Origin of the sequence: Phaeobacter sp. 11ANDIMAR09, from assembly GCF_001294455.1 — a bacterium.
Taxonomy (GTDB): domain Bacteria; phylum Pseudomonadota; class Alphaproteobacteria; order Rhodobacterales; family Rhodobacteraceae; genus Pseudophaeobacter.
The window spans coordinates 199762-225644 of record NZ_LIKT01000006.1 but is presented as its reverse complement, the minus strand read 5'-3'; the positions used below and the strand labels follow the sequence as shown (position 1 = coordinate 225644).

The window sequence follows — 25883 nt, the reverse complement described above, 5'->3', positions numbered from 1 at the left end:
CGGTTAGTGCTGGCCGTCGCTCAACTGTCGCAACCTCCCAATGCTCATGTGGCACAGCAAGCTGATCAGGAAGTGGCTTAGCAGAATGTATGTATTGAGATCGAATTCCATAGGCTTGTTTAAGAGCCGGGGAAACCTCCCAACGCGCAATGCTCCTTCCATTCTTTGATCCTTTTACCCGGAAGAAGTCAGCTTCGATCTTCGACGATACGAAAGCCCGGTAGCGTCTGGACAGCGACAGATGTTCTGACTCAAGGATTGCGTGTCTGATTTTCTCAGCACCATCATTTTCGATGTCAGATAAAGCGTCATCAATCGCTTTCCTTTTCCGGTCGTCCACATCTATCCACGTACTTCGATAGTCATCAAACTCTTGCGCAAGGGTTTCGACTGCAGACACCATCAGAGTATAAGCACGGGCTGGATCATAAGGTATGCAATGAAGCGCGGCGATATAAGTCTTAATGGCGCGCATCGAGCCAAGGTAGTGTTTTCGTTCTAAGCGCAAAAGTTCGTCAACGAATTGTATAAGTTCTTTGATATCAGGGTCCAAAATGTTCGCTTGATTGTCAAAGAAGCGTTTAACGAACTTGTCAGGAGTGAACCTGCCGGAGTGCTGTTCTCCACCACTGACAAGCTTGCTAAGCAGGTCATGATCGGGCGTAACGACAACATCAAAAGAGAACGATGCAACAACCGAAAACTCGTTGAGATAAGGGGTGACTGTATGGGAAATTAGGAAACCTGGGCTTTTTTCTCCCTCTTCAATATTTTCGATTAACTCGTACACCAAAGCGCGATCTTTAGGTCCACTTCCTGCAGCTTTCAAAGTTCCAGCCTTGGTCTCGATATCTCTATCGCCGATAAGCCAACCGTTGGAATATAGAACACCTCTCAGCTCATTTTTGCGTCCGACGCCTCGTTGAAATAACTTCCCTGTGTTTATTTGAAGCATCGCATGATTTCCGTAACTAGAATCGACCAACGAACACTAGAGCCTTTGCTCTGCATTTCCAGCGTGCATCTTAAAGGCTAGGATTGTGCCAAGATCGGCTTTGGGCTGTCCTTCAAACTTTGCAAAGTCCGCTTTCTGCGCAAAGCTGCCCTTGGTGGGGGACGCAGCGAATGACCGGTTCCCGCCCTGGTCCCTGGGTTCCGGCGAATGCTGCGCTAGGCGCGAGTGTCCGATATCGTGTTGCGCCCACCTCTTCGTTAAAATCAAGTGCAGAGTTTAAGCCGCCATTGGTTCCAAAAACTCTGCCGACGGACAAAGGGTAATTTTATTCCCTAAAACCGCAATCAATCCAAGGCGTCTTATACGTAAGGCCTAGCACTTTTAGGTCACCTAGTTTTCGATCATCCTGCCGGAAAGCGATGGCATCCACTGTAATCCAAAGCGCAAAGAGGGTAGAGCGAAGGGTGGTCAAAAAGGTGGGTTGAGAAAGTTTCAACTTCCTAAAGTAACTGAAAATAAAGAAAATTTTCCAGTAAAATGGTGCACTGGAGGATGATTATCTAGAACACTTTGATCCCACTGATTTGATCCAAAAGTTGGAGGAGTGGGAGACCATTCTGGGAGCCGATCCTGAACTTGTTCAAAGGCTGCGCACCATTGATCAAGATACTGAGAAAAGCAGTTCCACGGATGTCTTGGACGAAGAGTTAGCACGACCTCGTCCAAAATTGCGGGGGCCTCGCCCATGAGTCGTCCTGCCCCGTTTTCCCTTCGTCTCACACCAGAGGAACGCCAGCAGCTTGAAGCCCAAGCTGGGGCGATGCCGCTGGCGTCATATATCAAATCCGTGGTTTTGGCCGACGAAGCTCCTAAATATCGTAGTCGGCGGAAACCACCTGTTGCGGAGCAACAGCTCTTGGCGGAAGTGCTGGCACGCCTCGGCCAAACTCGTCAGGCCAATAATCTCAACCAAATCGCCAAGCATCTCAACCAAGGTACACTGGTTGTTGATCCAGATTTGGAAGCGGACCTTAAACGAGCTGTAGCCGAAGTCGCATGGATGCGAACAAAGCTGATGGAAGCCTTGGGGGTATCGATATGATCATCAAAGCTTCACAACGTTCAGGTGCCGTGGCGCTCGCAGATCATTTGATGAATGACCGAGATAACGACCATGTTGACGTGATAGATATCGACGGGTTCGTGGCTGACGATCTCCATGGGGCATTCAAGGAAGCCTATGCGATTTCCAAAGCGACTCAGTGTAATCAGTTCTTGTTTTCGGTTTCGCTGAACCCGCCAGAACATGCGGTTGCCACGGATGATGATTTTCGAGACACGGCAAGCCGTGTGGCGGATGCAGTCGGCCTGAGTGATCAACCTCATGCCATTGTCGTTCATGAGAAGAACGGTCGCCGCCATGCTCATGCGGTGTGGTCCCGCATTGATGGGGTTGAACTGAAGGCAATCAACTTGCCGCACTACAAGAACAAGCTGAGAGACGTGTCTCGTGATCTGTTTCTTGATCACGGATGGATTTTGCCAGATGGTCTCGCCACCTACGGCAACAAGTCTCCTTTGAACTTCACGTTGGAAGAATGGCAGCAAGCCAAACGCCAGAACCTCGATCCTCGTGAGATCAAACAAACGTTTCAAAATGCATGGGACAGATCTGACAACCAAACCAGCTTCAAGAACGCTCTAGAGGAACGCGGATACTTCCTCGCGCGCGGTGATCGGCGTGGGTTCGTTGCCTTGGATGTCGATGGCAATGTCCACGCCATTGCCAAATGGACGGGTGTTAAGTCCAAAGATGTGAAAGCCAAACTCGGCTCCCCTGAAGACTTGCATTCCGTCGATGAAACAAAATCACAGATCCGCTCGAAGGTTTCTTCTCAGATGCGCGACTTCATCGCCAAGGCAAAGAACAGACATTCAACAGAGATGCATCCGCTCCGTGAAGAAGTCACATCCATGGCTCGGGCACATCGGCAAGAACGAAAAACGCTGAAAGAAGGTCAGGCAAAACGCTGGGCAGATGAAACCAAGGTTCGGTCCCTCCGCCTGAATGGCGGTCTTCGTGGCCTACTGGATAAGGTGACAGGCAAATCCAAAGCAACGAGGCAGCAGAACGAACGTGAAGCCCTGAAAGCCGCCAAGCGTGATCAGCAACAACGGGATTTCATGATCCGAGAACAGATGAAAGAGCGGCAGAAACTTCAAGGGTGGATCAACAAGCTGAAGATCAAACAACGAGCTGAACGCCAAAATCTTGCCCGCGACATTGCCAGTATTCTTCGCCCAAAACTGAGACCTGAAACGATCAAACAGCAACAGCCGAACTTGGTGATGCAACCTGCTACACGGCCTCGTCGCGACAGAGGCCCAAGCTTCACACCGTAGAGCAAGAGATAACAGCAATAAGTTGATTTAATTCCATTTTTCGAGTAAAATTGGATATGAGTTACGAGACTTGGCACAAGCACTTTGATGAGGACCCCGACGAAGAAATAGGTAGGTATGTGACTGGAGCCTTTGGTGAGCCTATGCTGATTGTGATGCCCAGAATCTCATGGGCTTACGTTGATTGGATGGAAAGTGAGCATGGCACCAACGTCAACGCAGTTTTTCAGAAAAATCAAAAGATGTGGACGCCTGAATTTGGGTGTAAAAACGTTGCTTTTCGAAACTTAGTCCACAAGTCATTTCTGAAAATGGAAAAGAAGGAGATGGGACGACCAGAATGGTGTGACCCAGCATCTCCAGAAGATTTGTTGGACATCTAATCTCACCCTTTTAGGGTGATCACATTCATCTTTCATCAGGGAAAACTTGCATGTCTGATCATGAAGACGACAAAGGCCCGCGCAAGAACACTTCACCAGAGCACAAACCCGAAAATGCCAAGAACGCAAATGCTGCCCCTAGAGGCAGCGTGGGGAACTCTTTTACGCCTACTGGCACTAGTTCGGCACCACGCGAATTTGTCTTCACCTTTGAACCTGAAAATCACCAGCAACCTACAGAAACTCCAGAGGACACACGCCCCATTGCAGTGGAGACAGGCATAAAGGAAATCGACGACCAGTCTCACGCGGATGGCTATCAGACCAAACCGATTGAAGAGATAGAGGCTGCGGCGGCAGAGCAGGAAGCAGCGCCTTCCAAGGAGACCTTCGATCAGATGATGGGAAATGACGGCTCGGCGGTTTTCCAAACGACCAATGATCGCGCTGTGAACGAGCAATACCAAGATCGTGGAGAAACTTCAGTTCCCCAATCATTGGGGTCGCCCGATCAACAGAAACAGGCCAACAATGATACTTCACCGAAGGCAGGTAATGACGGCCCGCAGATATCCCAAAGCGACTATGCAAGAGCTTTTCGGCAGGCGTCAGAAAGGACCAACGAAGTCTACAAAACCAAGGGACCAGACATCGAATAAACGTGCTTTTCGCGCCACTATGTGATACAATAACCGCATGACAAATATAGATAAATTACTGACAGACGAGGAAGTCAAAGTACGTCGCAAGCGGCGGTTAGAAGCGATGCATCTGCAAGAGATTGAAAGCAATCCGCTGACGCCTGAGCAAGTAGAAATGTTCGAGATGTTCGAGCGCGAACGGTGGTCAGACGAACGCTGTCATGAGTACATTATGAAGCGCGCTCTAGAGCTTGCAGCTAAGGGCAATGGCACAGGATGAGTGATCCCGTCTATTGCCTCCCACCAGATCACAAGGTTCTCCGCAACAAGTTCGACATTAGTGATCAAGAGGGTTTGGATACTGTTGAAAGAGAGCTTTCGACATCCCGCATACGCCAAGGCTGCCCCGAAGGTGACTTCGACCTGAAACACCTTCAGTCCATTCATCATCACCTTTTTCAAGATACCTATGAGTGGGCTGGAGAGGTTCGCACCCTTGAGATCAGCAAAGGTGGATCTCAGTTTATGCCCCGTCGTTTCATCGAAAACGGCATGAACGACATCCATGGCCGCATCATATCTGCGAACTACCTGCAAGGAACATCACCATCGGAGTTTTCTGAACAAGCTGGCGAACTCATCGGCGATCTCAACCACGTTCACCCCTTTCGCGAAGGCAATGGTCGAACGCAAATGCAGTTCCTCCAGCAGCTTTCCGAAAAGGCAGGCCACAAGATTGATCTGTGCAAGATTGACAAGGAGCAATGGATAGACGCCTCTATCTCATCGAACAGAGGCGATCACTCGAAGATGCAAGATTGCATTCAAGGGGCATTGGAGCAAAACAGCTTGGAACGAGATGGCGTTGATGACGGTCAACTCCGCCCCCAGATATCGGCTGAGCGCTACAAGGAAACACTGCGCCAGAGCCAAAACAGGACGGCGCAGCTGCAACAGTCGAAAGATCAAGATATCGACTAGAGAAGTTCGACCTTCTTGCCCTCAGAGGCGTCGTTTTCTTTGGGCGCTTCCGCACCAACTGTGTCGATAATCATGTTCATCCAAGCGCAGATGTCATTCACGTAGTTTGCATCAACCAAGTACTTCATATCCTCGCCCCAAGGACCATAGGCGAACCGCAACGCAGTAACTCCAAATTTTGGCTGGGTGATACTCTTATTGAGTTCAACTTCTTGGCTTGAATAAGCGGGCCGCAGGCCATCAGCAAAGCGCCTGTCAAACTTGTAAGATCCGAACGTTACGAAATCTTTGTCCACTTCAACTCGTACAGTTGGCCGCGTCATCGTGTATGCCAAGAAAGTGGCAAATAGACTTGCTCCTACACCTAAAATACATCCCCATACGATGTTCCCGCCAAGGCTTCCTGTCACATATCCATATCGATCAAATGAACTCTGGTATCCCAAAGCACCACCAATCGGTAGCGTAACAAGTATCGTTGAAAGACACATTGTGGGTCCCACCCAGCACCAAAAACGAATGGCGGCCTGAACGGCCATGACAGCTTGCTCATTATTTTGTCTAACAAGCTCTGTCCCAACAGGAGTCTTACGCACAGGCATTACAAAAGCATCAGAAGTCGTAGAAGAAAGCTGCGGCTTAGGGCTTTCCCCTGAATTCACAGGCGTAGGCTGCGTCTGTTTGTTTGGCTTTTGCTCTGTCACAAGGTACTTCAAGAACGCGAAAATTTTGTTCTTCAGATCATTCATTCGGTCGGCCTCACTTCATCAAAAATTGGATCGAAATAGGATACGCGTTGCAGGAAAATGCCGCTGACACCGGGATAGATAATCAACTGGTTGTTGGACTGACGGGAAAAGCATGCGGCCACTTCATCCGGTGCCAACAATGGCGCGCCCTCAATACTCTTTGATTGACCCGTGAAACCTGAGGCTGCCTGTGATGTGCTCTGCTCGCTTTGGGAAATTTTGAGCATGGATGATTGGCCCAAGCGCTCGGATACATATTTGAGGGTTCCAAGGTCATTCAGGCCGAAGGTCTGAAAGATCGATGCGTTGCCTAAAAAGGTCTCCCATCGTTCGCCATAGATGGTTTTGAGCTGAGATAGATCCTGAAAGAACGACCAAATCCGAACACCAAACCCTGCGATCAAACCAGCCGCTGTTTCCAGAGATTTCATGTGACCTAGCACATGCATCTCATCCAAGATCATCAGCGCGGGCGTGTCAGGTTTTTGTTCGTCCGCCTCAATGGCGTTGAGCAGCCGATTGATGAACAAGCGGAACAAACGAAAATGTCGATGCATCCGTCCTGCTGGCAGGCAGAGATAGACAGATTGCTGCCCATGTTTCCAAGAGAGCAAGTTTGGCGTGCGTCCAGTATCAGACAATGTTCGTGCCATGGGCGGAGATGAGATAAACCCAATCTGATTGCGAATGGTCGACATGATGCTGCCAAACTCCCGATCCCCCAAACTCAACAAAGTCGATGCCGCCTCAAACGGAATGCCGTGGGCAAACCGTGGATCGCTGCTCATCAATGCACTGAGCTGGTCAAAAGTGAGGCTGGGGTCGTTCACATCTGGAATGCCTGTGTTTCCCTCACCGGCTTGAGCAATGCGAGGCAGAAACAACAGGCGCTTTACTTCATTGAGAGATGTATCTCGGATATCAGGATGCGCCACGACCCACGCGATGTATCCGCGCAAAACCAGTCTTGCTGCGTCATAGAAATAGGCGTTTTGTCCTTCGCCCTCTTGCACAACCAAGGCATCCGCGATGGCATCGCATTCATCAATGAAATCATCACTATGCGGGTTGAGATCTGCCAGAGGGTTGAAGCCAGCTAGATATTCGTTTGAGACGCCCGACACACCAAAGGGATCAATGACAAAGACATCTTGGCCAAGCCCCCCACTGGGTACATCTCGTCCTTTGCCGCGCCGTTCAGCCGTTAAACGGGCGTTTTCGCCCTTGGGGTCGATGACCAATACAGATCCCGTATAACGCAACAGGTTGGGCACGATGGCAGAAACGCCTTTCCCAGTCCTTGATCCAGCGATGGTCAATAGATGGCGATCATCCTTGAGGCCTATCAGTTGCTCGTCGGCTGCACCAAGAAACACCTTATCCGTTTCATAGCGCCAGCGTGGATTTGCACTGATGGCGGATGGATCAACCCACAACGCACGCGGCGCGCTATCATGACTAGCCGGAGATCCGGGAATGCCTCTTGGCAGATCTTGAAATTGCATGTGCCTAGTCCACAAATTGAAATACGTCAGGATTGATGGAATCTAAATCAAATCAACCCTGAGATAGTGTGGCGCGGGTTTTCAAAATTCAAGTCATCTCTGAGCTGTAGAACCACAACCCTAGTGTTTTGTCTTGCTGGCATCTTGCGGCAGCACCGAGGAGTTGCCTTGATCTACGCTTCGCTCGATTTCGTCATCAGGAACACTGAATGTGACTTCCATATCGCTCAGTTCATCAAGGGCAGTTTCCATCGTTTTCGACAACCGTGGTCGACCAACATGCACACCTCTGGCCTTGGCCGCAGCCATGCCAGCTTTCGTGCGCTCAGAAATTAGACTGCGTTCATATTCGGCAAACACGGCGAGTTGCCCATAGATCATGCGCCCCACTGCAGTACGCGTATCAATCCCTTGCGTGATGGCGTGGAATTCAACCCCGCGCTCTTGCAGGTCGCTGAGGATCTGTAACAGGTGGATAGTTGATCGCCCAAGGCGATCCAGCTTCCAGACTGTGAGCGTGTCGCCTGCATTCAGCTCTTGCATCAGCGCATTCAGTGCGGGGCGGTCAACCTTGCCGCCTGACACACCATGATCCGTGTATATCTTCCTGCAACCTTCAGCTTGCAGGGCATCAAGTTGAAGAGCTTCGGTTTGATCCTTGTCCGACACGCGAACATACCCAATCTTCCTACCTGCTTTTACCTGCGTTCCCATCCCCTGATTGTGCGGGGTTTGATCGTCAAAACAATCTCCAAACATGGTGATTTTCCTCTTTGCAAAAGGGGTCCCTTTCAAAGCGGCGGTGGAAGTGGTTTTGGTCAGCAAGACTCCGTCAAAAAATCTGTGGAAAACAGCGATGGCGGACTCCGATGGTGGTGATGTGCTACCCCTATCAAAAGGGACCCCTTTTGAGCGGCTACAGCTCAAACGAGGTTTCAATGATCATTCTTAACAATCAGAAATACCGCCATGCGGAGGGCAACGTATGACGATGGAGGAAACGACTCTCTATATTCTAGGCAGCGGGGCAGCCTTTTTTGTATTCTTCATTTGCGCAGGGTTGTGGCTTGGGAATACTTGGAAATTTCAATTGGCGGTTATGCTTTTTGGCTTATTGACCGTCAGGGCATGTGTGACGCCATTCCTTCATCCAGTTCAATAGGTTGGCGGCACGCCAACCACCTTTACCCAGCCCTGTAAATCAAACGTTCGCCTGCGATTTCGGTTTCTGTGTAGTCATGAGCCAAATCGCGGGCGATGGCGTCCATGTCGATGTAGCGCTCTAAATGCTCGGGAATATCACCGAATAGGCCTTCACCGACTATTTGTTCCGCCAGTTCTTTCATGCTGTCCACGTGGTACAGATCCACGTCAAATTCTTCTGGGTGAACATCTTCGGGATCGAAACCGTACCCGATTTCACCAACGGCGATGATGAAGACTTTCTTCTGGTAGTCCTCCCATTCATCACATGCCGCGAAGTACCCGCCAATATTGGCCTGATTGATGCCCCATGCCTTGGCCAAGGCGCAGTCGATGTCATCGCCATCAATGAACAGGATTTCGTATTCTTCAACGGGTTCCCAATGGGCATTCATGTGCCGCTTGGAAATGGTTTGATATTCCTCAACGCTCTCAAAGTAAAAACCGATTGCGTCTAGGTCGTATGGTTGTGCGTGTAGCTGCGGCATGTCTTTTCTCCTCTGGTCTCTGACGGGTTGCGCATAAACCCGTCTGGCTTCCGCCGAGGAGCGGGGGTGCAAGGATCAAAGGTGCCGCAGACAGGACCAGAGCCACGCGGAGCTGCAATGCATATGAAGCGAGCATGGTGAGGACCCACCCTTTGAACCGCGCGGGGGCGGCAGCCCTAGTCAGTCATGGGAGTACTGAGGAGAGGACATGTCTCCCCGACACTCCCCAATCTGGTCGACATACATTGGTAGGAAAGCTTGCAAGGAGCGGAACCTTGTGTGCAAATCTCCACTACAGTTGTTGCTCTCAACCAAGCTTCCGGACACAATAAGCTTATGATAGCAATCATTTTTCCAAAATAAATTACAGAAATCTTAATAACAAATAGAAAGCTTCGGCAAAATGCCCGACACACCTAAAACAAACTTACTACACGAGATCCACTATCTCATCCCTGTAGAAGATGGAGCGCCGAACCAAGCCACTCTTATGCAAGGTTTCGCACCTAGTCTTTGCGAGAACAGCCATTTCCTTCGTGGCATCTCTTTACTACCTTCAAGCATTTCCGAATTATCTCCCAGTTTGAAAGATGCGCGACTTCCTATTAAGATATCTGGACAATCTCCTTTAAGCTGGGCTGGCCAATCACCGAAAGCCCTAACCAGATTTTTAGTTCCCGAATTCTCTCCGTTTGTTGTAATTTTCTTTGGCCCCAACCACAATATCCTAGATTATCAAGAGTGGATTAATGCTCACGCCTTCCCCTTAGTAACCGTATCAACAAAAGGCGCACGAATATCTTCTAAAGACTTCTCCCTTGACCTCTTGAGAGATGCATTTGTTGACATCTGCAAGTCACTAAAAGGAAAGATCCATGAAGAAGAGAGATTGGAAGCAATAGAACTTATTGAGAGCTGGGAAGAACCAAGCGCAAGGGACATCGGATTCAAAGTGGGCGGACACAATTCAGTCGCGCCGAACTTGTGCGCTCTTTCGGTAATGGGATTCGAGGAACTAATTGATGGTCCGTTCAGTAAAATTGGCTCTGACATCTCACCATATGTTGAACAGATTTCAAAGACCGCCAAAGTAATTTTAGATGAACGACACGAAATTGGAGAGCGAAAAGCTAATCAGTTGTTCCGCCCAACGCCGGAACTAAATCTCTACGCACCTTCTATATATCCACACTTCAAAACACTGCCGCTAGCCGGCGCACCAGTATCGACTCAAGAACAAAAAAAATTCATCGTGGCTCGAAACTCTTTAGTTCGACAAAAAGGATACAGTTTTACCGCTCAAACTACTGCACAGAAAGGTACATTTTGGAGCGAAGGTGAGGACAAGCCATCCCCCCACTTCCTTTTAAGGATGCGTGCGCAAGAGTTATCGTTTGGCACGGAATGTATTGGGGTCTTGGCTGCGTCAGAATGTTCAGCTGTTGTCCGCCTGCCAAACGAAATTAACAAAACTGCGGGGCAGGTTAGAATGCTAGCTCAGCAACATCATGCCAAGCATACGACTGAAAGGAAGAGAACAAAACTTTTTCAAAAAGTACAGCGGAACATAAACGAAGCGGTTCCTGCTGATTTCCTCCCGCTCATAGAACGCAACGAGCATGGCGTTCGGGTCGTTTCTGATACCCATCTGGAGTGGCTTGATGTTAAAGGCCTTCCTCTATCCATACAAAAGAATGTTTCACGCATCCCCGTAACTCCGGGAAACCTATTTGTTAACTCCATATCTCCCAAACGGCACCTTCACTTGACACCAAGTAGTTTTGAAGAAGTACTCGTGATTAGTGCTTTGAAAAGGGATGATCCAATCAGTCCATTTATGCCCTTTGCGATCTCAGGTTTCCGAAAGGAGCTAGAAGGCAAAGTAAAAGTCAGAACAGTTCAGGTAGCAAATGAAGATGAGCTCGTCGATGCACTCAATGCTTTTGACGGCGCAATGCTGATATTCGATGGTCATGGCTCTCATAGGAGTAAAGGAGCAGCTAAAATTCACCTTGAGGGCATGGCAATAGACGTATGGAAACTTAGCGAAAGAAAAATTCGCATCCCCCCAATCGTCATCCTAAGTGCATGTGACACTCATGCGGCTGATCGCAACCATGCCACGACTGCCAACGGCTTTCTATCCTTGGGAGCAAGATCTGTTCTCGCATCCGTTTTTCCTCTTCATGCAATTGATGCCGCGGCATTCATAGGCCGCCTGTTACACCGTGTTGCAAACTTTATTCCGGGAGCTCATGAAGTATATGGCAGATCTCTTTCGTGGTTAGAAATTGTTTCAGGCATGATACGGATGCAGCTGCTTAGGGACTACCTAGCAACACTGGAAAAACAAGGTCATATAAATGAACAACAGTTCAAAGATTTGCATCTGAAGGGGAATTTCGCAATTAACGGCCTGGCAAAATGGCCGTTCGAAGAAGTTATCACTGCGCTGACCGAATTGGGGATCATGGAAAAACAAGCCAGACGTGAGCTTAGATGTGCGGTAGCTAACTCAAGCGCTATCAGCTACTTACATGTTGGAAGACCTGAAACGATACTTGTGCACTCAGAGAAACAAATATCCGAAATTTTTCAATGAAGATACGTCGTTTGGGCATGTTTCAATGCAGAAGGAGAGACACAATCCCCAAGCTCTACGAGCGAGTTTCAAGGCGTGGGGAGCAGTCTCGCCCTTTGACAGGATCCAGCTTCAGCAAACTGGCGGCATTCAATCGGCAGACGGTTGATCAGGGTTCCTAGGGGCAGGAACGCCCCTAGGTCGATGGGTGCAGGGAGAGCAAAATCTCACCTGCGAGGGATCAAATACCGATATGTTTGCATGGTCGTGACTGGCTCAATGCCAATCTCGACCATCAGCTTTGGGGGATACAACGGGGGAGCGCAGCAGCCCCCTTGTCAAGTCGTGTGGTACTACCACACACAACTTGCAGCACATCTTAGTGCTGTAGGATGACCGCAGGGATCGCAGCGCAGGTTCTCATCTGACACACAGCTCGCAGCAAACCTTATACCTGAAGATGACCCCAAAGTGACACAACGGAAACGGGTCAGTGACCCACATCTCATGATGTGTTTTGCAGCTCGCTTTCACAAAGCCAACACTCTTTACTAGTAGCCAAATTCCAACAGACTCTTTGCCTTGCTTTTGTGACCGATAGCAACTTAACGTTGTTCTATTAGAGGTAAGCGAGTGAACAATGAGTGGAAAATGGCATCGCCGCGCTGCACATACTAGGCAGGGGAAAAACGGTCAGATCATACACGTCAGAGAGACAGCTGTGTACACCAACACTTCTTCAAACCCAAAAGGTAAGAAAGCTGCTTTTCGCCATGCTTGTCCTGAATGCGGTGCGCAAATCGTCAGCGTGAAGATGAAGAACAATGGCTGGGCGCATTTTGAGGGCGGCAAAGGTTTGGGCAAGATTAAGCATCCATGTTTCGATAGGGGAAAAGGGCTCTCCAAGCGCCGCGATGAGAACACCCCAGATCTTTTTGAATAGTTTTTCAACTACTGCTCTAGAGAGGTTCTGTCACGGCCATGACTTCGTTTGCAACGTGGAAGACTGAACACATCTCTGCAACAAACCCTTCATGTTAGAAGCAGAGCATCATCTTAAACGTGCCCTTGATACGGCCTTGGCACAGTATGCGGAAACGATGGGAGAAGCGTTTCCAGTCCTGCCGGTACTTGATGTCGTCGTTGACCCCGAGCTCTGGGCTCTGGCAGAAATGGATGGCAAGGTATTCCGCATCCACGCGAGCTCCGGATCAGTTGACAGCATTTCTGCACTTTGGACGTCAGCATTTCTTGATGACAATTTCTATGCAGGCTTTGGAAAAGAAATCTGTGTCAATGCCGCGACGATGACACACGTCAGCCTCGTCTGGTTGATGTTGCATGAAATGCACCACTACCAGATGGGGCACTTCGAAAATCTTACCCAAGAACAATCGTCAAGAACCTCCACCCCGAAGCACCGTGCTCTCTTGGAACGGATAGAGAAAAGCTCTGACACGTTTGTCAAAGATTTGATTTTCGAAATGCAGGCTGACCACGATGCTACTGAAATGTTGCTAGATGCATATTCATCAAACGAGTGGGCTTCCCTGCGTGTCCGAGTTGCTGCGATTTCAGCTATGATGATGTTGATCGAACGGACTGATGCGTCTAGTCATTCGCCCAATACAACGCACCCCAAAGCCGCGACACGCATTTTTCAACTTCTCGGACATCTCATTGATATGCCTTTACTTTCGGCGCACCTAGGGGTGGTCGACTCCTGCGAATGTATGTCCTCCACAGAAAAATTCTCAAAGAAGAAGGAGCAGGAACACTTTGTTGCGCAAGTTGTTGTACCTGCATTCTTTGACACTGTCTCGCTCGCAAAAACGGCCACTGCCCAAACAATCATCGATGATCTAGGGAGCGTGACTGAGTTTTTTCATGACATTCAGTTCGCCAAGCTCAACCAAGGTACAGAAGCGGTAAAACTGCTCACAACCGGCGCGCAGCAATGGAGAGAACTGGTTGCATCGGGAGTCAAGTTGACCTGATGACACTCGAAAACCGTGGATGAAGAAAAATATCCGACATAAAACTTCAGAATACGTTCGTTTGCCGCAATCACTCTTCGCATCACACCTTCAGGTTGCGAGCCTGATAAATCTATGTATTATATAGAAAATTTCAGATTCCTTGGGCCGCATCTATATGAAAATTTCTACCTTTGCTTTGAAGAACTATCGCCGACTATCCGACGTGAGCTTGGTGCTTGATGATAAACAAACAGTACTTGTTGGAGCTAACAACAGCGGAAAGACGTCCTGCATCGGTGCGCTTCATACATTCCTAAAAAGCCCTGAAAACCTCAGGGTTCGAGACATTTCGAAGAAAAATTGGAAGGCAATCCAAACGCTTGGCGAAGAGGTTGAGAAAGCCTTTCCTAAGAGTGAGGATATGGCAGGGCTATCTGCAAAACTGATCAGTTTACTACCGTGTCTAGATATCGACATCACAGCGGAGGCAAGTGAAGCTTATAAGGTTCGCGATATCCTTCCTGACTTAGAATGGCGTGGTGGCATACTGTCGGTTCGCATGACCTACGAACCAAAGGATATCGAGAGACTCTTTCGTGAGTTTGTCGACGCAAGGCACGTAGTTTCTGAACATAAAGGTGAGGTCAGTCTGTGGCCCAAGGATCTATGTGATTTTTTAGAAAAAGGTAAAAACTTCAGCACGCACGTAAAGCAGAAACACCATATTTTGAGTAAGGCAAGCGGCGCCTCCGCGACCGAGACCTTGCAGCCTCTCAAGTCTGAAGCGTTGAAAAAGCTTATTCGAGTAGACGTTATCTCCGAGCAACGAGGCCTAGGCGCAGAAGATAGCGCTGAACAAAAAGGACCATATTCTGAAAAGCAACGGCTAAACAAGCTGCTTCGTGATTATTATGATCGCATATTGAACCCAGAAGATTTCCCAGCAGTGGAAGACCTTACTGTCTTGGGACAACAGCAGAAACTGGAAAAGGGATTTACTGATAGGTTAAACGAGCAGTTCAAGGATCCTTTCGAAGAACTCAAGATCATGGGATACCCAGGAATCGGCGGCAACCCAACTGTCGAAATCGCTGCTAAGATTAGCGGAACTGACGCGTTGCAGAAGTCCTCTTCTGTTCAATACAAATTTGACAAGGATGAAGACGATTTTCTCCCTGAAAGTTATCTGGGGCTTGGTTACCAAAATCTCATCTACTTGACGTTTAGGCTGTTAGAGTTTCGAGATAAGTGGATGCGCGTCGGAAAGTCCGCATCGACAATGGAAAAAGTGGAAGAGCAGATTGAACCAATCCATTTGGTCCTCCTTGAAGAGCCTGAAGTTAACTTACATGCTCAGGTTCAACGTGTATTTATCTCGAAAGCTTACGAAACACTCCGAAATCACGCTAATTTGCGCGATAAGGGCACCGGAGTGGATAAGCCTGAATATCAAACGCAATTGGTGATCAGCACGCACTCGAGCCACATTATTGATGATATTGATTTCAAAGATCTACGCTACTTCCGGAGAAATAGCGCGAATGCATCTATTGCAATGGACCATACATCAATCGCAAATATGTCAGAGCTTTTTGCAAGCCCGAAAGAAGAGCTTCAGTTTGTACGAAAGCATTTAAAGCTTACACATTGTGACATCTTCTTTGCTGACGGCGTCATTTTTGTAGAGGGGCAAGCAGAGCGTCTCCTCGTGCCTGAATTTATAGCCAACAGCTTTTCGGGGTTGTCGAGTCGATATATTTCTATGCTTGAAGTGAGTGGAGCACATACTCACAAATATAGAGATCTGGTCGAGAAGTTAGGCGTTGCGACTCTAGTGCTTACGGATCTCGACTCTGTTAACAGCGCCAAAAAATCCTGCTTCCCGCAGATTCAAGCGGATCAAAAAACTAGTAATGCCACTCTGAAAAACTGGCACCCAAAAGTAGTGCTTGTGGATGAGTTGATTGACAAATCAATGATGGATCACGTGACAAACAGTCGAGGGGCTCCGCTCTATGTTGCTTATCAAAAATCAACTAAAATTAACGGCCAAGATGTCCTGTCCCGCACCTTTGAGGATGCGTTGATTTTGGCCAATTTTGATAATGAGTTTTTTCAAAATGAAGGCAGTATTAGAGATGCAAAAGTTGCCTTTGAGGACGGTAGCAAGCCTCTATCAGAGTCACTGTATGACTACGTAAAAAAGTTAAACAAGGGAAACTTCGCCTTTGACTGCCTTTTTCACCTGTCAAGTGAAGAGACCGCGAGATTCAGACCTCCGGTGTACATGAGCGATGGCCTCAAATGGTTGGAAGCGCAGCTCTCGCCAAAGTCATAGGAGACCGTTATGTCACAAGAAAAATTCTTAGCTGAAACTAAACCTATCGATCATGACAGTAACATTGATGAAGGCATCAGAGAGTGCCTTCGCATTGGATCGGGGAAAAGCTTCATCACCTTTGCCGGGGCGGGGTCAGGAAAAACATACTCCCTTAAAGAAGCGCTCGATTTTCTGAACTCTCAGCATTTCAGTGATTTTGCTAGACAGGGAAAGCAAATCGCTGTCGTTACCTTTACGAACAATGCCGCTGACGAAATTAAGGACCGAATCCAGCAAAGCCCAATCTTCGCGGTGTCGACGATTCATAGCTTTTGCTGGTCGGCCATCGCGGGGTTCAACGAAGATATTCGCAAGTGGTACTTAGGAAAAGTGCCTGCGGATCTTGCCGAAGTTGAAGATTTGGAACGTCGAGGTCGCGCAGGGACCAAAGCATCCGACGCGCGCAAAAGAACAATCATTCGCCTGCGAGAAAAGCTAGAGTGGTTGGCAGAACCGCGCACATTCGTCTACGATCCCAACGGGGTCAACTCATCGCAGAATGCACTTTCGCATGCAGATGTTCTGAAAATCTTCTCAAACTTTTTGACCACAAAACCCATGATGGCTGAAGTCATTGTAAACAAGTTCCCTTTTATTTTCATCGATGAAAGTCAGGACACCAACAAAGATGTAGTTAGTGCTTTCTTTGATCTGCAAACTGCTAAGTCGGACAGCGTTGTGATCGGACTGTTGGGGGATACAATGCAGCGCATCTTCGGGGGGGGGGAGCCTGAACTTGGGAAAACCAAGCCAAGCGGTTGGATCACCTTTGACAAAGAAATGAACCATCGTTCGGCGCGGCGCATTGTAGGATTAGGCAATCAAATCCGTAGTGAAGATGATGGGCGTATGCAGTTTGCCCGCGATGGGGCTGCAGAAGGCTACGTTCGGTATTTTTTACTTGCACACGGTGTTTCGGACAAAGATGCAATCGAAGCGAAAATTCGTGAGTTCATGGCGCAAGCCACAGGTGATGAAGCGTGGGTGGATTCTAGATCCGAAGAAACCGCAATCTTGCTCTTGGAACACAAAATGGCAGGACGTCGTCTTGGATTTGATGGTCTTTGGGATCAACTTTCTGTATCAGAAAAGATCAAGGGCCAGATTTCTGAAGGCGACAATACCGAATTAAACTTTTTTTCAGGTGTAGTATTTCCATTGGCTGAAGCGAGTTTGAAGGAAAACCGAGCTGAGTTGATGTCGATATTGCGGAGAAACAAGTCCCCACTTCTGGAAGCTAGTGTCCTCGACGCCAACAAAGATGATCCGCTTAAGCTTGGTCGGGCAGCAGAGCATGCGCTGAGAGAAGTAGTTTCGAACGACAAGGTTAGCTTTCGGGCGGTTCTTGAAGTGCTTGCTGATCACAGGTTACTTCGGCTTCCATCGAAATTGCAGGCTTTTGTGCCCGCTTCCAGAAACGATGAGGCCGAAACAGGGGAAGACCTAACGGAAGAGGTATCAGAACTGGTCAGCGAAGAGGATGATGACAGTGAGATCGCCGCTTGGGCTAACGCTTTGGAGACTGATTTCTTTCAAATTCAAAACTATAGAGACTACATTGATCAGAATTCAATTTTTCGAACTCACCAAGGCGTAAAGGGAAATGAATTCGAACGCGTCATGGTTGTCATGGATGATGATGAGGCGGGTGGCTTCTTGTTCTCATACGAACAGTACTTCGGCGCAAAAGAGCCCTCCAAAGCTAGCCAGAAGAAGCGGGACGCTGGCGAAGAAATTAGCGCAGATCGTACGCGGCGATTGTTCTACGTTACATCCACAAGAGCAAAGAACAGCCTTGCTCATGTGATTTACACATCCGATATGGCTAAAGTTAAGGCTGACCTTATAGAGAGAAAATTTGCTAAAGAAGGTGAAGTAATTGAATTTTAGAGGTACTTGGAACAACATCAGATGATACCGCCACATTTCGGCTCAGCTGGTGAACAAAGCCTGATCATGGCCTGAAAGTTCATGGGATTAAGGGACAATCTCAACTTTGATCAAGTGTGTTTCAGTGTAACCGTAAAATTCATTCGGACTGGTTGGCGTCGGCAGTTCGGCAATTTGACTAGCTACTGAGATGATGAAGAGGTGTTGTCCCAAATCATTCATCTCGGTGAGTTTGTCGGGCTTCCCATCCTCCTTGATTGGCAGAATTTGCTCACCAGCTTGAACTTGCATGTGTAGCTCCCCGTTTGATCCCAACGGTAGCGGATGCAAGGTGCCTTTGTATTCCTGAAACGCCACAGCATAGCCGTAGATATCGCTGTCCAGATGGAAACAGAATTCTTCCCCCAGCTTGAGAACTTCATCAGGCTTGGGCTGATCCTTCTTCCGCTGCACAAGCCCGAATGACTGTCTGCCAAATCGCGCGATGCGCAGCCTGCCGTGGATGGCATGTTCCGCAAGATACCGCCCCCATGCATCCGTATGAGAAAGAGGGAACAAACCCGGTGCAATATTGTTCGCGATTTCGATGTGGTTTTCCGCAATCCAGCCATGGATCAACTTGGCATATGACTTGCGAATTTTACCCCTGCGGAAGGTGGACAGGTAGTCCGTGCCCATCAGCGCCTTGCGGCCAAGGGCGACGTCCATGATCTCTTCAACCGTTGTGCTGCCTGCATCTGCGACGGCACGCGTCGCCACATAGAGCTGCTTGCGTTGGTCTTCGCTGGCCTTCAGCCAATCAATATCCACAAGAAAATTCCCGAACATTAATACCTGTTTATACCCGCACTCTGCCTCGTGTCGCGCGCGTATGGCCAGCCTAATCTGAGGCTACCAACCGCTACACATTCAAAAATCTGCTTTGGGTTCTGGGAATTTTATCCTATGATGTTCCACTTATGTTCCTTCATGGTGAAGGTTCAAAAAAGGAGATCCCCAAAACAGAAAAACGCCAAGAGGCAGAAAGACGAGGCCATGACCGACATTCCCCCTGAATTTAACCCCGAGACCGCTCCGCCGCGCCTGAGCATCGACTGGGACGCCTATCTGCCGTTTCTTGAGAATGAGGACATCTCCGAAGAGCAAAAGCGCGAGTTGATCGAAGCCCTGTGGTCGATCATGGTCAGCTTTGTTGATTTGGGCTTTGGCATTCACCCCATCCAACAGGTCTGTGGACAAGACATCTCTTTGGCTGAATTGCCTGCCGCTGATGTGCTAAACTTGAACAATACCGTATCAAAATTTGAACAAGCAGCAGCCCCGCAGGAAAGCGGGCAACGGGAAGGGAGTCTTTGATGACAGCAAAACAACAAGCACTCATCTACTGCCGTGTCTCATCACGGGCACAAGAAGCTGAAGGCCACGGGCTTCAATCTCAGGAAACCCGATGCCGTGAGTTCGCCGCGAACAAGGGTTACGAGGTTGCCGCTGTCTTTCCCGATACGATCACAGGCGGCGGGGATTTCATGAAACGTCCGGGAATGATGGCGCTGCTGTCATTCCTTGATGCCCAGCCAGATCAGAAGTTCGTGGTGATCTTTGACGATCTCAAACGCTTTGCCCGTGACACACGGTTCCACCTCGACCTGCGCGAAGCCTTCCGCAAGCGGGACGCAACCATTGAGTGCCTGAACTTCAAGTTTGACGACACGCCAGAAGGTGAGTTCATCGAAACCATCATGGCCGCCCAAGGCGCGTTGGAGCGCAAACAAAACGGTCGTCAGGTAGCGCAGAAGATGAAAGCCCGCATGCAGTCAGGGTACTGGGTGCACAACGCCCCTGTGGGCTATCGCTACAAGACCGTGAAAGGACATGGCAAGTTGCTGATCGCTGACGAACCACTGGCCAGCCTCGTGCGCGACGCCTTTGAAGGCTTTGCTTCGGGGCGCTTCCAAACGCAGGCGGAAGTAAAAAGGTTCTTTGAAGTCCATCCCGATTTCCCGCGCAGCAAACACGGTGAGGTCAAGCAGCAGCGCGTCACCGACATTTTGAACCAGCCGCTCTTTGCAGGCTACATCTGTAGCGAGACCTATGGCCTGAACTGGCTCAAGGGGCAGCACCAACCCTTGATCTCGCTAGAGACCTTCGACAAGGCACAGAAACGCCTGAAGGGGACTGCCTTGGCTCCCGCGCGCAAAAACATCGGCGAAAGCTTCGCGTTACGCGGCTTCGTGACCTGCGGAGACTGCAATGTGCCGCTGCGCTCTTCATGGTCCAAAGGCAAGTACAAGCATTATCCATACTATCTGTGTCAGACCAAGGGGTGCGCCAGCTACGGCAAATCCATCCCGCGTGACAAAGTGGAAGGTGCATTTGGCGAGGTCATCAAAACTTTGGAGCCCAGCCCGACAATGTTTGCTATGGCAAAAACCATGTTCCATGCAGCGTGGAATGGCAGATCAGAACAGATGAAAAAGTCGAAGGCGTCCGTCAAACGGCAAATCACTGAGGCTGAAAAGCAGATCGATTCATTGCTGGCGCGGATCATCAACGCGACCAATGACTCTGTGATCGGCGCCTATGAGGAAAAGATCGCAAGATTGGAGAAATCCAAGGTCAGATTGCAAGATTCTCTGATCCATCACGCACCAAAACAGGGAAGACTGGAAGAGATGCTAGAACACTCACTCCAGTTTCTCGCAAACCCTTGGAAACTATGGGATAGCGGAAATATCACTCTGCGCAGAATACTGCTTAGGTTGGCCTTTGTAGACCGTTTCGCATACCATCGGATTGAGGGAGCTAGAACACCCGAAATAGCCATACCATTCAAGGCGTTAAGGGTGTTTCAGTATAGGGAAAATAGTAATGGTGCGGTCGAGAAGACTCGAACTTCCACGGGTGTTACCCCACAGCGACCTCAACGCTGCGCGTCTACCAATTCCGCCACGACCGCACTGTCTAGGCTTGGTGACGCGGTATTAGACGAGCCATGGCGAGATGTGAAGAGGCAAAATCAAAGAAAGTGCGTTTTCATGATCTCCCCCCGACACACAAAAGATATGCTCAATTTCGCGGGGCGTTCAGGGGCGTGGCACAGGCCCACTCCCCCGAAAAATTACCCTCACCGCTGAAAGAGAAAACTGTTACTGATCCGCCATTTGCGACGACAGGAACAGGTCCCCGGACATCTGGTCATAATAGGCCGGGAATTGCTCGTGATTCACGGTAGAGGCCAGTTTTTGCACATCCCGACGCACCTGCTTGGCCAGATCATGCAGAGACATGCCCGGCTCTTGAAGCCGTGGCAGCAAGGCCCGGGTAAAGACCGAATTGGGGTTCTCGTCATCATCCGACAAACGATCCAGGGCTGTTTGGCCGGCCCCAGCGGAATAGAGAATAAAGGCCCCTTCCGGCGGATCCATCCGAACCAATCCCCGGGCACCACCAACGGCGCGTTGGCCATCCTGCGCAAAGGGATTATTGCGGCAGGCATCCAGAACCATCACGGTGGTCCGGGCGCCCCGGCGCTGGAAGGTGTCCAGAATGCGGCCCGCGGGGATGCTCTCCCCTGTCAGGAAGCTTTCATCGCCATAGTTCACCACCGGCACATCCGAGGGCAGCAGGTAGTTGCGCCCATCCACCTCGATGCCATGGCCGGCAAAGTAGAACAGGACCTCATCCCCAGGTTCGATCTGCCCCGCCATGGTTGAAACGGCGCTGTTGATGTCACGGCGGCCGGCGTCATAGAGCGTCATGACGTCGAAGCCGAGATCGACCAGAGCATTGCTCACGGCCAATGCATCGTTGCGGGCCTTCTGCAGGGATTCCAGGTTCTCATAGCCATCCACGCCGATCACCAGAGCGCGGCGCTGGATCTGTGGGCCGGTGTAGAGATTCTGGCTCGGCTCTGGTTCAGCCACTGCAGCTGTCACCGCAGCAGCCGCAGATGAGCTGAGCGCCGCAACGGCGACCCCCTGCGGAGCTGCCGGCTGCCGAACGGCGGGCTGTGGAGCCACTTGCCCCTGATAGGTCTGCCCCTGAAATTGCTGATTTTGCTGCTGTCCCTGGTAGGTCTGTCCCTGGAACGTCTGGCCCTGCACCAGCTGGCCCTGTGGCATTTGTCCCTGCTGTGCCTGACCCTGGATAGGTTGCCCCTGATAAACCTGCCCCTGAAAGACTTGCTGTCCCTGCAGCTGCTGACCCTGATAGGCATGCTGACCTTGTTGCACCTGCCCCTGATAGGCCTGCCCCTGTGGCAGCTGGCCCTGATAGGCTTGGCCCTGGTTCGCCTGAGCTCCATAGGCTGGCACTTGCTGGCCCTGCCCCAACATCTGCTGACCATTCATCTGAGGCTGCACACCGTAGGTTTGCAGTGTCACAGGCGCCTGACCGGCATAGGTACCCTGTGGCTGGATCGGCTGACCATATTGCTGTGGCACGCCGACCATTGTTGTCGTCGCAACGCCTGTCATCTGCTGGGTAGGAACCGGCTGCTGCGGGATCTGGCGCTGTTGCAATTGCTCATTCAAGTAGATTTTCAACAGGATTTTGGATCCATCAGGGTGTGAATTGGCCTGCTGGGTTGCCTGAAAGCCACTGGCCAGGGCGCGCTGACGCGATGAATTGAGAAAGCCGCGCTCATATTCAGTCAGCTGTCCCGTGGACGGGTATCCCATATAGGCCTGATATTGGCTGATGGCGGCGCGCGATTTTCGCCCCATAACCCCGTCGGGCGACCCAGCTGGGAAACCAAAGTAATTCAACGAGGTCTGCGTTTCCCGGTTCTGAGTCCTGGCGGCTGAATTGCCGGTGGAACGTCGGGTGGTGGCGCGTCTGTTGCGGTTGCTCCCGTTCACGATGGCGCCGCCAATAATGCCCCCGAGAAGGGCCGCGCCCAGATTGTCTGCAACTGCGGGCCCTACGGCCCCCACCGATGACGTGGAAAAAACCGCCGCTGCCAAAACAGACTTTAGTGACTTTGAAAACATGTCACACCCCTTTATAAAACACGCAGAATGGAATCAGCCTAGCGCAGCTCGCGTCTTTTGCACGAGTCATTTCGACAAAAAATCACCTTTAAGGCAACATGCCTCACCTGAATGGCGGGATCTTTGATGGTAGAATGGATCACGTCAGACGCTCTGGTGGACTACGATAGTGCCGTTTCCTTTATGGAAACACGCGCCGCTGCAATTGCCGCAGGCGAAGCTGCAGAATGTATCTGGCTCCTGGAGCATCCGCCGCTCTACACGGCGGGAACCTCGGCCAAGATCGAAGACCTGACAGATCCGGACCGCTTTCCTGTTTATCCGTCCAAACGCGGCGGCCAATATACCTATCATGGCCCCGGCCAGCGGGTGGTCTATGTCATGCTGAATGTCGCCAAACGCGGTCACGACGTGCGCCGGTTTGTTCAGGAGTTGGAGACCTGGGTGATTGCAGCCCTGGCCGAATTCAATCTCACAGGACATATCAGGACCGGGCGGGTCGGCGTCTGGATCGAGCGCCCGGACAAACCCCGCAGGGCCGATGGCAGCCTGACGGAAGACAAGATCGCTGCAATTGGTATCAGACTGCGGAAATGGGTGAGCTTCCACGGAATTTCGATCAATGTTGAACCCGATCTGGATCACTTTGGCGGCATTGTGCCCTGTGGCATTCAGGAACATGGTGTCACCAGCCTTGTTGATCTTGGCCTGCCCGTTTCTCTGGCGGATGTGGATGTCGCCCTCAAACGCAGCTTTTATGAAGTCTTTGCCGCAGAGATCGACTGACAGCCGAAACGCCGCAGAGCCGCCACCGCGCGGATCTCCCCCCCCCCATCCATCGTTGAGCCCCTGTAGCCCTCCAAGTCCGCTCAGTTCCTGCCTGGCGCCCTGCCCCAACCCATGCCTAACAGACCCGTCTGATTTCGGGGTTTTGGGTCAATGACAAATCCTCAAGCGCCTCCAGGACCAGCTCTGGGCAGACATAGAGCAGGACATCTCCCGCCCCCGTAGAGATGCGAAACTGAACCCTCTCAGCCCCCAGAGCCTGCGGGTAGAGCCCTTTTTGCCGGGCCAGGGCATCCTCTGAGCCACAAAGGTAGATCGACTTACCGGCATGGCCGATCATCTGATCCCGCCAATCCTTGGAAGTCAGCTTGAGATCCGTCAAAACCCCCTTCCCGCCCTGCTCCATCATCAAGGAGAGGCTAAGAGAAAGCAGCGCGTCCAGCTCCATCTGGTGAATTTGCCGCCAGCCCCAGCTGCCCGGGCGCGCCTGGCTTTGGACCAATGCCGAAGCCCCCTGACGCTGAATGGATCGATACCAGCCCTTCAGGACCATCGGCACAAGAGGGGGGGCAAAGCGCGCGCAAAGCGCTAGCGCGCGGTGAAACCGATGCAGACTGCGATAGTCTCGGGTCTGCTTCAGTGGCGGCGTTGCCGCTGCGCCTACCAAACCGCCAATCCGCCCGCGCAGACGCAGGGCCGCGGCTCTTGCAAAGATGACGCCGCTTCGATGCCCCAGAAGCAGCGGTTTTTGCAGGTTTTCCTGCTCGATCAGAGCATCAACCTGCGCCACAAAAGCGTCGATCTGCTGGTGTTCCGTTGGGGGCGGAGCCGAGGCGCCATAGCCGCCACGCAACGGCGCATAGACGCGAAAGCCGCGATTCCGCAGCAACGGCTGCAGGTGTTGCACCCCGGCAATCCCATCCATCATGCCATGCACAAAGATGACTGGCTGCCCGGTGTCAGCCCCAAGCCTGAAGTATTGGGTCTCGCGTCCGGTGCGGTCACAAATCATGGCACTGGGAGGCAAAACCTGCCCCTGGGCGATCGCCAGATCATTGGCGTGTTCCTGCAACAAAAAACCCACAAGCCGGACAAGCTCGGCCGCGCCTGGTGCGCCAGCCCTGGCGGCAATGCTGCCCAGGCCCTGCCCCCGCCCGACCTCTGGGCTGATGCCAAGCACTGCGGTGCGCAATAGCTCGACCTCCTGCGTGTCGAGGCCAAAGGTCTTTGCGATGAAGGCACTGGCAGTCAAGGGCCAAGCGACCTCCATTAGCTCGACCGAGATCGCAACAGGCGCCCCAGCTGCCCCCCCCTGCCAGATGGGGCGGCACAAAAACCTCTTGTTCGGCAGGGAGGTTTCAAGAACCAAAATATCCTGCCAAGAAAAGTTCTGCGCTTCAATTCGATCGACAAAAGCCCGCCAATCTCCCGTAGGCCCTCTTGCCTGCGCCAGCCAAGCAAGGCTCTCCCGTGCCACAATCGACTGCTCCGCACCGGCCCGGGACCATGCTCTAGGCTGTTGCAGCACCTCTCCTGCGGGGGAAAGCAGAACCCAGAAATCACTTTCCTTCGTGGTGTTGCTTTCCCAACCGGGAACAACAGGATCCGCGCAGATCGCCGCTGGGCTCGGCCGCCCCATCTCATTCCACTGGTGTTCCAGAATGTCCAAAGCTCTGGCAAAATGAGCCTGCAGTTCCGGCGCTTCGAAAACGGGCCTGGCGCCAGCAGAGATGCGCTTTGCGCTGGAAAAGGAGTCCATCTGTTGCTGTGAACTAAAGCGGTCAAAGAGCTGAGGCCGCAAAACGGTTTCATAGATTGCCGCAACAATCTGTTCCCTCGATGGCAGATTTTCTCGTTGCAGATTTACCAATCCGTTTTACCACCATTACAAACGCACAAGGCAGACATCACGCCAAAGATGAAGGGGCGATTACCGCATTCAACATCCCGGGATCGTCAAGGGTGACC

The 25883-nt window shown here is 50.9% G+C and carries 22 protein-coding genes, 1 tRNA gene and 1 pseudogene; 14 read left to right on the top strand and 10 right to left on the bottom strand.

Translation table 11 applies throughout. The features are described from left to right. Positions 1-955, bottom strand: a 955-nt coding sequence (locus AN476_RS07635) for a hypothetical protein (RefSeq protein ID WP_253279853.1), incomplete at its 3' end; no start/stop codon positions are given. 745 nt (positions 956-1700) lie between these two features. Between AN476_RS07635 and mobC the strand changes: the two genes are divergently transcribed. Genes mobC through AN476_RS07605 form a run of 6 tightly spaced genes read left to right on the top strand, consistent with a single transcriptional unit; the run spans position 1701 to position 5363 of the window. Further along, positions 1701-2057 carry a plasmid mobilization relaxosome protein MobC gene (gene mobC / locus AN476_RS07625; protein WP_054460382.1) on the top strand — a complete coding sequence of 119 codons (357 nt, stop codon included), beginning with the start codon at positions 1701-1703 and terminating at the stop codon, positions 2055-2057. Next, positions 2054-3358, top strand: a complete 1305-nt coding sequence (locus tag AN476_RS07620; protein ID WP_054460381.1) for a relaxase/mobilization nuclease domain-containing protein — start codon at positions 2054-2056, stop codon at positions 3356-3358. Before mobC ends, AN476_RS07620 begins: the two co-directional genes overlap by 4 nt. A gap of 56 nt (positions 3359-3414) precedes the next feature. Then, entirely contained in the window at positions 3415-3741 is a 327-nt protein-coding gene (locus AN476_RS07615) for a hypothetical protein (protein ID WP_054460380.1), read from the top strand. A 50-nt stretch (positions 3742-3791) separates the two neighbouring features. Next, positions 3792-4400, top strand: coding sequence for a hypothetical protein (locus AN476_RS07610; RefSeq protein ID WP_054460379.1), 609 nt, complete (start codon positions 3792-3794; stop codon positions 4398-4400). A gap of 37 nt (positions 4401-4437) precedes the next feature. Further along, entirely contained in the window at positions 4438-4662 is a 225-nt protein-coding gene (locus AN476_RS22830; protein WP_157063702.1) for a hypothetical protein, read from the top strand. After that, entirely contained in the window at positions 4659-5363 is a 705-nt protein-coding gene (locus AN476_RS07605; protein ID WP_083464265.1) for a Fic family protein, read from the top strand. The genes AN476_RS22830 and AN476_RS07605 overlap by 4 nt, the downstream gene beginning before the upstream one ends. Here AN476_RS07605 and AN476_RS07600 read toward each other — a convergent pair. The 4 genes from AN476_RS07600 to AN476_RS07580 all read right to left on the bottom strand — a co-directional run bounded on the left by AN476_RS07600 (position 5360) and on the right by AN476_RS07580 (position 9308). Next, positions 5360-6112: a hypothetical protein gene (locus AN476_RS07600; protein WP_054460378.1), complete on the bottom strand. Its 753-nt coding sequence runs from the start codon at positions 6110-6112 to the stop codon at positions 5360-5362. The two genes, AN476_RS07605 and AN476_RS07600, sit on opposite strands and share 4 nt — an antisense overlap. Next, positions 6109-7617, bottom strand: a complete 1509-nt coding sequence (locus AN476_RS07595; RefSeq protein ID WP_083464264.1) for a type IV secretory system conjugative DNA transfer family protein — start codon at positions 7615-7617, stop codon at positions 6109-6111. The genes AN476_RS07600 and AN476_RS07595 overlap by 4 nt, the downstream gene beginning before the upstream one ends. Before the next feature lie 120 nt (positions 7618-7737). Then, positions 7738-8442, bottom strand: a complete 705-nt coding sequence (locus AN476_RS07590) for a recombinase family protein (protein ID WP_253279852.1) — start codon at positions 8440-8442, stop codon at positions 7738-7740. Between the two features lie 359 nt (positions 8443-8801). Then, positions 8802-9308, bottom strand: a complete 507-nt coding sequence (locus AN476_RS07580) for an antirestriction protein ArdA (protein ID WP_054460374.1) — start codon at positions 9306-9308, stop codon at positions 8802-8804. 403 nt (positions 9309-9711) lie between these two features. Between AN476_RS07580 and AN476_RS22825 the strand changes: the two genes are divergently transcribed. The 5 genes from AN476_RS22825 (at position 9712) to AN476_RS07560 (ending at position 18138) form a co-directional block, all read left to right on the top strand. Continuing rightward, positions 9712-11910 (top strand): CHAT domain-containing protein, encoded by a 2199-nt coding sequence (locus AN476_RS22825; protein ID WP_157063701.1) that lies wholly within the window; start codon positions 9712-9714, stop codon positions 11908-11910. A gap of 700 nt (positions 11911-12610) precedes the next feature. Next, positions 12611-12832: a hypothetical protein gene (locus tag AN476_RS22820; protein WP_157063700.1), complete on the top strand. Its 222-nt coding sequence runs from the start codon at positions 12611-12613 to the stop codon at positions 12830-12832. A gap of 91 nt (positions 12833-12923) precedes the next feature. Then, on the top strand, positions 12924-13886 hold the full coding sequence (locus AN476_RS07570; RefSeq protein WP_054460372.1) for a hypothetical protein: 963 nt from the start codon (positions 12924-12926) through the stop codon (positions 13884-13886). A gap of 157 nt (positions 13887-14043) precedes the next feature. Then, positions 14044-16206, top strand: a complete 2163-nt coding sequence (locus AN476_RS07565; protein ID WP_054460371.1) for an ATP-dependent endonuclease — start codon at positions 14044-14046, stop codon at positions 16204-16206. A gap of 9 nt (positions 16207-16215) precedes the next feature. Then, the gene (locus AN476_RS07560; RefSeq protein ID WP_054460370.1) at positions 16216-18138 is read left to right on the top strand and encodes a UvrD-helicase domain-containing protein; all 1923 of its coding nucleotides are present in this window, start codon (positions 16216-16218) and stop codon (positions 18136-18138) included. Between the two features lie 87 nt (positions 18139-18225). On the opposite strand, the gene AN476_RS07555 is transcribed toward AN476_RS07560, so the two are convergent. Further along, positions 18226-18966, bottom strand: a complete 741-nt coding sequence (locus AN476_RS07555) for a hypothetical protein (protein ID WP_054460369.1) — start codon at positions 18964-18966, stop codon at positions 18226-18228. A gap of 207 nt (positions 18967-19173) precedes the next feature. Here AN476_RS07555 and AN476_RS07550 point away from each other — a divergent pair, with 207 nt between their 5' ends. Further along, complete coding sequence (locus tag AN476_RS07550; protein ID WP_157063699.1) at positions 19174-19494, top strand: hypothetical protein; 321 nt, start codon at positions 19174-19176, stop codon at positions 19492-19494. Then, positions 19494-20465, top strand: a pseudogene (locus tag AN476_RS23530) (recombinase family protein); the annotation flags it as partial. The gene AN476_RS07550 and the pseudogene AN476_RS23530, both read left to right, overlap by 1 nt. A gap of 5 nt (positions 20466-20470) precedes the next feature. Here AN476_RS23530 and AN476_RS23335 read toward each other — a convergent pair. From AN476_RS23335 to AN476_RS07525, 3 genes are all read right to left on the bottom strand, one after another. After that, positions 20471-20686, bottom strand: coding sequence for a hypothetical protein (locus AN476_RS23335; RefSeq protein WP_054460365.1), 216 nt, complete (start codon positions 20684-20686; stop codon positions 20471-20473). A 321-nt stretch (positions 20687-21007) separates the two neighbouring features. Beyond that, positions 21008-21094, bottom strand: a tRNA-Leu gene (locus AN476_RS07530). Between the two features lie 190 nt (positions 21095-21284). Beyond that, on the bottom strand, positions 21285-23129 hold the full coding sequence (locus AN476_RS07525; RefSeq protein ID WP_054460364.1) for a caspase family protein: 1845 nt from the start codon (positions 23127-23129) through the stop codon (positions 21285-21287). 126 nt (positions 23130-23255) lie between these two features. On the opposite strand from AN476_RS07525, the gene lipB reads away from it, so the two are divergent. After that, positions 23256-23915: a lipoyl(octanoyl) transferase LipB gene (gene lipB / locus AN476_RS07520; protein WP_054460408.1), complete on the top strand. Its 660-nt coding sequence runs from the start codon at positions 23256-23258 to the stop codon at positions 23913-23915. Positions 23916-24033: 118 nt separating this feature from the next. Here lipB and AN476_RS07515 read toward each other — a convergent pair whose 3' ends face one another. Continuing rightward, the gene (locus tag AN476_RS07515; protein ID WP_157063698.1) at positions 24034-25674 is read right to left on the bottom strand and encodes an alpha/beta fold hydrolase; all 1641 of its coding nucleotides are present in this window, start codon (positions 25672-25674) and stop codon (positions 24034-24036) included. Positions 25675-25883: the final 209 nt, after the last annotated feature.

What these genes read in the sequence shown, in the direction of transcription:
- AN476_RS07595 (WP_083464264.1), bottom strand. Translation starts at nt 7,617, where the DNA reads ATGCAATTTCAAGATCTGCCAAGAGGCATTCCCGGATCTCCGGCTAGT.
- AN476_RS07515 (WP_157063698.1), bottom strand. Translation starts at nt 25,674, where the DNA reads ATGGACTCCTTTTCCAGCGCAAAGCGCATCTCTGCTGGCGCCAGGCCC.
- AN476_RS07565 (WP_054460371.1), top strand. Translation starts at nt 14,044, where the DNA reads ATGAAAATTTCTACCTTTGCTTTGAAGAACTATCGCCGACTATCCGAC.
- lipB (WP_054460408.1), top strand. Translation starts at nt 23,256, where the DNA reads ATGGTAGAATGGATCACGTCAGACGCTCTGGTGGACTACGATAGTGCC.
- AN476_RS07600 (WP_054460378.1), bottom strand. Translation starts at nt 6,112, where the DNA reads ATGAATGATCTGAAGAACAAAATTTTCGCGTTCTTGAAGTACCTTGTG.
- AN476_RS07580 (WP_054460374.1), bottom strand. Translation starts at nt 9,308, where the DNA reads ATGCCGCAGCTACACGCACAACCATACGACCTAGACGCAATCGGTTTT.
- AN476_RS07620 (WP_054460381.1), top strand. Translation starts at nt 2,054, where the DNA reads ATGATCATCAAAGCTTCACAACGTTCAGGTGCCGTGGCGCTCGCAGAT.
- AN476_RS07615 (WP_054460380.1), top strand. Translation starts at nt 3,415, where the DNA reads ATGAGTTACGAGACTTGGCACAAGCACTTTGATGAGGACCCCGACGAA.
- AN476_RS22825 (WP_157063701.1), top strand. Translation starts at nt 9,712, where the DNA reads ATGCCCGACACACCTAAAACAAACTTACTACACGAGATCCACTATCTC.
- AN476_RS07610 (WP_054460379.1), top strand. Translation starts at nt 3,792, where the DNA reads ATGTCTGATCATGAAGACGACAAAGGCCCGCGCAAGAACACTTCACCA.
- AN476_RS07560 (WP_054460370.1), top strand. Translation starts at nt 16,216, where the DNA reads ATGTCACAAGAAAAATTCTTAGCTGAAACTAAACCTATCGATCATGAC.
- AN476_RS23335 (WP_054460365.1), bottom strand. Translation starts at nt 20,686, where the DNA reads ATGATCCGCGCCAGCAATGAATCGATCTGCTTTTCAGCCTCAGTGATT.
- AN476_RS07550 (WP_157063699.1), top strand. Translation starts at nt 19,174, where the DNA reads ATGACCGACATTCCCCCTGAATTTAACCCCGAGACCGCTCCGCCGCGC.
- AN476_RS07555 (WP_054460369.1), bottom strand. Translation starts at nt 18,966, where the DNA reads ATGTTCGGGAATTTTCTTGTGGATATTGATTGGCTGAAGGCCAGCGAA.
- AN476_RS07570 (WP_054460372.1), top strand. Translation starts at nt 12,924, where the DNA reads ATGTTAGAAGCAGAGCATCATCTTAAACGTGCCCTTGATACGGCCTTG.
- AN476_RS22830 (WP_157063702.1), top strand. Translation starts at nt 4,438, where the DNA reads ATGACAAATATAGATAAATTACTGACAGACGAGGAAGTCAAAGTACGT.
- AN476_RS07605 (WP_083464265.1), top strand. Translation starts at nt 4,659, where the DNA reads ATGAGTGATCCCGTCTATTGCCTCCCACCAGATCACAAGGTTCTCCGC.
- AN476_RS07525 (WP_054460364.1), bottom strand. Translation starts at nt 23,129, where the DNA reads ATGTTTTCAAAGTCACTAAAGTCTGTTTTGGCAGCGGCGGTTTTTTCC.
- mobC (WP_054460382.1), top strand. Translation starts at nt 1,701, where the DNA reads ATGAGTCGTCCTGCCCCGTTTTCCCTTCGTCTCACACCAGAGGAACGC.